Raw genomic sequence first — 6260 nt, 5'->3', positions numbered from 1 at the left:
ATTTTCAGTATAGTTGAGCTTATCATTGACTAGAGTCATGCTCCAAGCATCGGTGAGGGAATAGCCCAACTCCTGCATCATGCGCCGCAGCAGGGGCAAACTCAGCCCGATCACATTGCCAGGGCACCCCTCGATCCGCTCCACAAACAGGCTGCCGCGGCCATCGATGGCAAAACAGCCAGCACAATTGAGCGGCTCACCGGTGGCCACATAGGCGCGGATTTCCTCGTCGCTGGGCTTGGCAAAAAACACCCGCGTCACCGCATAGTGGGTGAGGCGGCGGTTCTGCTTCGTGTCAATCAAGGCATGGCCTGTGTAGAGCTCTCCCACTTCGCCCCGCATTTGCCGCAGGCGCCGTTCCGCCTCTAGGGCATTGGGCGGCTTGCCCAGGATCTCGCCATTTAGGTAGAGCACAGAGTCGGCCCCCACAACCAAGACGGGCTCCCGTTGCTGGGCCGCCACCACTTCGGCTTTCGCCGAGGCCAGCTTCTGCACCAGCTCCACCGGATTAGAGCTCTGGATTTGGCTTTCGTCGAAGTAGCTGGGTTGAACGCGATGGGGGATCCCGGCAGCCTTTAACAATTGGCGGCGGGCAGGGGATTGCGAGGCCAGTACGATAGGAGGCAACATCGACTCAACACCTAATTAACACCCAAAGCCTGGACGTTTGCTTAGGGGAAGTTCGCTCTGTGAGCTAGTTTCCATTAGCTTAGTTAGTATGCGCCTGATGGGCGTTGAAAGGAAACTCTCTCGATATCTTCCCAGCTGGATCCCGTTTGTGACCACTCTCCCCACCCAAGCTGATCTCGATCTTGCCCATTCTGGGATCCTCCAGCGCTATTGGGGGGATCAAGACACCCCGGAAAGCCGCTGGGTGAACTTGCTGGTGGCGGCGCTGGTTTTCTGTTCGTCCACCTTCTTTGTGGTGGAAACCTATCCCATTCCCCCTGAGGTACGTCTTTGGCTGGAGCGGGTGGATCGCCTCATTCTCGGCCTGTTTGTGGTGGAATATCTGCTCCGCCTGGCGGCGGCCCCGCAAAAGCTGCGCTACGTCTTCAGCCTCTATTCACTCATCGATTTGCTGGCCATTTTGCCCTTTTTTGCCGGGCTAACCGATATTCGCTTCATTCGCATCTTCCGTTGGTTTCGCATTTTGCGGCTGCTGCGCCTGGTAGAGGGCAAAACCCTGTTTGGGCAAGTGATCTCCGCCGATAGCCGCATTTTGCTGCGCATTTTCTTCACCCTCTTTGCCATTGTTTTCGTCTACTCTGGGCTGATCTACCAGGTAGAACATCCAGTGAATCCTGGCGCTTTTGCCACCTTTTTGGATGCTTTCTACTTTTCCGTCGTTACCATGACCACGGTGGGGTTTGGGGATCTCACCCCCACTTCTGAGCTGGGCCGGCTGCTGACAGTGTTGATGATCTTGACGGGCATAGCCCTGATCCCTTGGCAAGTGGGGGAGCTGATCAAACAATTGGTGAAAAGCGGCAACTCGGTGCAATGGGCCTGCCCAGGGTGCGGTTTGTCCCAACACGATGGGGATGCCCAATTCTGCAAGCGCTGCGGCACACTGCTCTATCCAAGGGATTGAGGCTGTTGGCCAATTTGGGGCAAAGACAGGATAGGCTAGGACGGGTTGCAGGAGGATCTGCGATGTTGGCCCACCCCGAGCTAACCATCCCCGGCAAGCTGAACGTGAAGGCGGGCGTGGCGATGCTGGTTGCCGCCATTGTCCTCGGCTGGATCCTCAGCCAAGTTCAGCCGTTGCCGCTCGCCCCCCAGGAGGCTTCGGGGATCCCTGCCGAGCCCCTCCTCTGGCAGGAGGTGCCCAAACAAAAGTACGCCTGGCACATTTGCTACGCCTTTTTGGGCAACATGGGGTTGATCAACATCGGCGGCGGACTGGCCCTGGTGGTGCTGGGATCCCGCTTTACGGCTGGGCAAATGCTCTCGCAAATTCTCCTGTTGGGGGGAATGCTGCACCCGGCTTCTTGGGCTTTGGTGGCCCTGACGGGGCTGGAAGGGTGGGGCTGGCTGGGTAATGCGGGAGCCGCAGCGGTGGCGGTGGTGGTGATGGTGTTGTTTGTTTACCTGGTCTTGGCCACCTGCCGTTCCCTACAAGCCGTCCGAAGGCTGACCCAATCCCGAACCTGCCGTTAGCCCCAGTTGGGGAAAGCTGAGAAATCGTTTAAGATCGTTAACGGCAACACTCTAAACAACCGGACGGTGCTCTGCATGGCGGTGCAAGAGGAGGTTTTTTTTGAGGGCGGCCCCCACAGTGGCGATTTGGTGTTGAACTCCTTCATTGGGGCTACACTTGTCGGCTTGCCTCTGTTTGTGGGGGCACTGGTGCGTAAGCTGTGGGTACACTATCGGATTACCAATCGTCGCATCACCGTGATTGGGGGATGGGGCGGCAAGGAGCGCTCAGATGTAATCTACGGCGAGATTGCCAAGGTGGTTATGGTGCCCCGTGGCTTGGGCGTGTGGGGAGACATGGTGCTCACCCTCAAGGACGGCAGTCGCCTGGAGATGCGGGCCTTGCCTCGCTTTCGGGAAATCTACAACTACATCAACGAGCGGATCGACGAGAAAGCCAAGCAGGTGAGCGGCCCAATTGGCAAAAAGCGCCGCTCTGCCAAGTCCTGACCGTGCCTGACCCTTGGGGATCCCTTCCTGTGGCTGTCCCCACTCTTCCCAGCCGGGATCCCGCTTGGCCTGAGCGCCTGGCCCTGGTGCACGAGTACCTGATCTGGCCGGGGGGATCGGAAAAGGTTTTGCAGGAGCTGGTGGCCTTTGCCCCCCAGGCCCCCCTTTACGTTAGTCTCTTCTCGGCTCACACCCTGCCGCCGAGCTGGCAGGAGCTGTCGATTCACACCTCTTTTTTGCAAGGCTGGGCCAAGTGGCTGGGGGTGTTGCGCCCCGACTACCACGCCCGCCTCAAGTATCTGCTGCCCTGGATGCCGTTGGCCTATGAGAGCTTCGACCTCTCCGGCTATGACTGTGTGATCTCCAGCAGCCACGCCTTTGCCAAAGGGATCCTGACGGGAGCCTCTACCCTGCACCTGAGCTACATCCACAGCCCCACCCGTTACCTCTGGGAGAACCGGGAGCTGTATCTGCAGCGAGAAGGGCTGGGGAGAAGCGGGCCTGTTGGCACAATTAGCCAATGGCTGCTGCACCGCCTGCGCCAATGGGATTTTCTGGCAGCTCAACGTCCAGATCTGTTGATCGCCAACTCCCAGCACATTCGCCGCCGCATTGCCAAGCTCTATCGCCGCGAGGCTGTGGTCATTTATCCGCCCGTTCCGCTGCAGGGGTTGGAGCCGGTGGCGGATCCCAGCGCCGATTATGACCTGGTGGCAGGCCGACTGGTGCCCTACAAACGGGTGGATCTGGCGATTGCCGCCTGTGAACGGCTGGGTCGTCGGCTGCTGGTTGTGGGCGAAGGGCCGGAGCTGGCTCGGCTCAAGCGACTGGCGGGGCCGCAGGTGGAGTTTTTGCCCCATCAGCCCCCCGATCGTTTCCGGGAACTGCTAGCCAATTGCCGGCTGCTGCTGTTCCCCTGGGAGGAGGATTTTGGCCTAGTGGCAGTGGAGGCCCAGGCCTGCGGCCGCCCCGTGGTTGCCCTCAACCGGGGAGGTGCCCAAGAGACGGTCATCCACGGCCAAACCGGCATCCTCATTCCCGAGGCCAGTGTGGAAGCGCTGGTGGAAGGGCTGCGGCAGGCGGATCGACAGGACTGGGATCCGCAGCGGATTCGGGCCCATGCTCTGCAATTTGCCCCAGAGCGGTTTCATGCCCAGCTGGGAGCCCTGTTGCGCTGGGCTTGGCCTCGTTTTCAAGCTGGAGAACGGTTGGATCCCCGAGAATGGAGCGCTCAGTAGGGCCGCCGCTGCACAAAAGTCGGCAACTCAATCCGGTTGCGACTGCCCGTTTCCCCTCCTGCCCGTGAAGCGGCCAAAGCGGAGCGTTTCAGGAGCCTTTCTGTCCGTTGGCGCCAGCCGAGCGGGGCACTTTCTTCCCGCTCGTCCAGGGTGAGCGGCGGGATCCCTGGGGTGGGTGTTCTCCAAGTGGTGGGTCGGCTGTTGGGTGCCGCCGGGGAAGGAGCAGACTCGTCAGCCGCTGCAGGAATCCGTTCCTGGTCGCGCCAGCGGTGCGGAGCACTAGCCGGATGATTCGACCTGGGCTCGACAGCCGCTGCTTGGGGGGAAAGCGAGGCCGACTGACGCAGTGTGGCCAGTTGCTCTTCCAGTTCTTGATTGCGCTGCTGCAGCAGGGCCACTTCCTTTTCTTGGGTTTGCGCGTAGGCGTGGGCCTGCACACACTCGGTTTTCAAAGCCATCACCTGCTGCTGCAACTTCTCGATTTGCTTTTGGCTGACCAGATGATGGGCCTCGGCCAGTTCTCGCCCCCGCCGGGCTGCTTCCAGGCTTTCTCGGGTGTCCTGCACCTGCTGCTGAACTTCCTGCCACTGGGCAAGGGTGGGACGCTGGGCCAACTCTTGGATAAGCTGATCCCGCTCGGCTCGCAAAGCACCAAGCTCGCGGGTCAAAGCCTGCACCTGCTCCTCCAGGGCAAGGATTCGCTGCGCCTGTGAGGACTCTGTTTCCCTGAGGTGGGCGGCCTGGGCTGCTTCCGCTTCCAGCTTGGCAATCTGTTGGGCTTGCTCGGCCTGCTGCCGCTGACTCTGCTGCAGCTCTTCCAGCAAGGTGGCCCGCTCGGCCTTGGCAAAAGAGGCCTGTTGGCGCAGATGATCCAGCTCCGCCTGCAAGCGTGCCCATTGCTCTGGGGTAGGACGCTCTTCCAATTCGCGAATACGTTGCCGGGCGGTGTTCAGGTCAGCTTCCATGTGTGCCTTTTCGGTTTCCAGATGGGTCTTCAAACGCTGCCATTCGGCTTCCGCTTGGCGGTGGGCAGCCTCTAGCTCCGCCCGTAGGGTTTCCAGTTCTTGTGCAGAAGGTCGAGCAGCCAACTCTTGGATTTGCGCTTGCAATTGTGCTTTTTCCTCCTCTAGCTGCTGTACACGGAGCTGCAGTTGGGCTTGCAAAAGCTGCACCTGCGGCAACTTGACGGCGTATTCTCCCAATTGGTTGGCCTGCTGTTTCAGCTCCAGGAGCTCCTGCTGCAGTTGGTAAAATCGGGCCGGATCGACGCGCCGCTGCAATTCCGCCTTGAGGGTTTCAATTTCCGTCTGACTGGTTTGCAACTGCTGTTGCAGAATGTGGTAGTGCTCCAGCGTTGGACGGCGCTCCATTTCCCACAGGAGATTCTGCAGTTCTTCGATGTGCTGTTGCTGAAGCTGAAAAGCCTCTGGGGTAGGGCGCTGGGCCAGCCGCGCTTTCTCCTCTTGACACGCTTGCAAAGCTTGATCCCGCTCTTGAATCTGGGCCTGTGCTTCCAGCAGTTGATGTTCCAGGCGATGGATGCACTCAATCTGCTGCAATGACAGCGCTTCCGATTCGGCGAGGGATCGCTCTAGGTTGCGCACCCGCGCCCGCAAGGCTTTTAGCTCCTCTTCCCCTTCCATATCCAGGCTGCTTGACAGGTTATGGGCCTTACTGTAGCAGATGGTCTGGATGAAAATCCAGCTCGCCACTATCTGTAGTGTAAATTTTTAGCTTTTCCCAGAACCAACACTAACTCTGTTGCCCCCGCCCTCTATACTGAGAAGGTGAGTTTTCAGATGAACCCTGTGATGAAGCCGGGATCCAAACCTTGGGGATGGGTGCTGGGCCTGCTGGGTGTGGCCTTGGTCGGTTGTGGTGCCGATGCGCTGACGGCCAGTACTCCGCTGCCGCCTTTGATCACCAGCAGCGATATTCCTTCTGTGGTGAATCGGAACGGCTTTTTGGAGCTGGGGGTCTCGGTATCGGTGCCGGGGCGGATCCCGGCGGAGCTGGCGTTTCAGGTGTCGTGGTCAGGGATCGAGGTGCAGACGCTATCGGCAGCCCAGGTGAATTGTGTGTCGGGAGAGGTGTTCTGTACAACCCGCTTCCGCATTCGCCCTCCCCTGAGCTTGGTGCCCGGCTCCTACCTGCTCAGCTTGCGGGTCTTCGACCGGTTGGGCCAAAGCGCTGTGGTGACCGGGATGGTGCTGGTGAGGGATCCCTGAGGTCGCCCTATCCTTGCCCAGCCTTGAGAAAGCGGTGCGGTTCCCGTTCCCATAAGCATTGCGTAGCAGTAGGTAGCAGTATGAGGTGCCGTAGGCATAGCACCTGATACATTTACGCTGAACACTGCTGAACATCACTGTT

General features: G+C 59.6%; 7 protein-coding genes. 5 read left to right on the top strand and 2 right to left on the bottom strand.

Features of this window, described 5'->3' with window-relative positions; all coding sequences use genetic code 11:
- Positions 1-630: Maf family protein (locus NW843_RS10465; protein ID WP_414522902.1), on the bottom strand; the 630-nt coding region annotated here is incomplete at its 3' end.
- A 148-nt stretch (positions 631-778) separates the two neighbouring features.
- On the opposite strand from NW843_RS10465, the gene NW843_RS10460 reads away from it, so the two are divergent.
- The 4 genes from NW843_RS10460 (at position 779) to NW843_RS10445 (ending at position 3890) form a co-directional block, all read left to right on the top strand.
- Positions 779-1594, top strand: a complete 816-nt coding sequence (locus NW843_RS10460) for an ion transporter (RefSeq protein WP_414522901.1) — start codon at positions 779-781, stop codon at positions 1592-1594.
- Positions 1595-1656: 62 nt separating this feature from the next.
- Complete coding sequence (locus NW843_RS10455; RefSeq protein WP_011432348.1) at positions 1657-2163, top strand: hypothetical protein; 507 nt, start codon at positions 1657-1659, stop codon at positions 2161-2163.
- A gap of 75 nt (positions 2164-2238) precedes the next feature.
- On the top strand, positions 2239-2652 hold the full coding sequence (locus NW843_RS10450) for a PH domain-containing protein (protein WP_011432347.1): 414 nt from the start codon (positions 2239-2241) through the stop codon (positions 2650-2652).
- 29 nt (positions 2653-2681) lie between these two features.
- The gene (locus NW843_RS10445; RefSeq protein WP_414522900.1) at positions 2682-3890 is read left to right on the top strand and encodes a glycosyltransferase; all 1209 of its coding nucleotides are present in this window, start codon (positions 2682-2684) and stop codon (positions 3888-3890) included.
- On the opposite strand, the gene NW843_RS10440 is transcribed toward NW843_RS10445, so the two are convergent.
- Positions 3884-5533 (bottom strand): hypothetical protein, encoded by a 1650-nt coding sequence (locus NW843_RS10440; protein ID WP_414522899.1) that lies wholly within the window; start codon positions 5531-5533, stop codon positions 3884-3886. The genes NW843_RS10445 and NW843_RS10440 overlap by 7 nt on opposite strands.
- Positions 5534-5689: 156 nt before the next feature.
- Between NW843_RS10440 and NW843_RS10435 the strand changes: the two genes are divergently transcribed.
- Positions 5690-6118, top strand: a complete 429-nt coding sequence (locus NW843_RS10435) for a hypothetical protein (protein WP_414522898.1) — start codon at positions 5690-5692, stop codon at positions 6116-6118.
- The last annotated feature ends 142 nt before the right edge of the window (positions 6119-6260 follow it).

The sequence above is a fragment of the Synechococcus sp. R5-12 genome (assembly GCF_047502655.1).
In the GTDB taxonomy this organism is placed as follows: domain Bacteria; phylum Cyanobacteriota; class Cyanobacteriia; order Thermostichales; family Thermostichaceae; genus Thermostichus.
The sequence above is the reverse complement of the archived record's forward strand: the minus strand, read 5'-3'. Positions and strand labels throughout refer to the sequence as shown.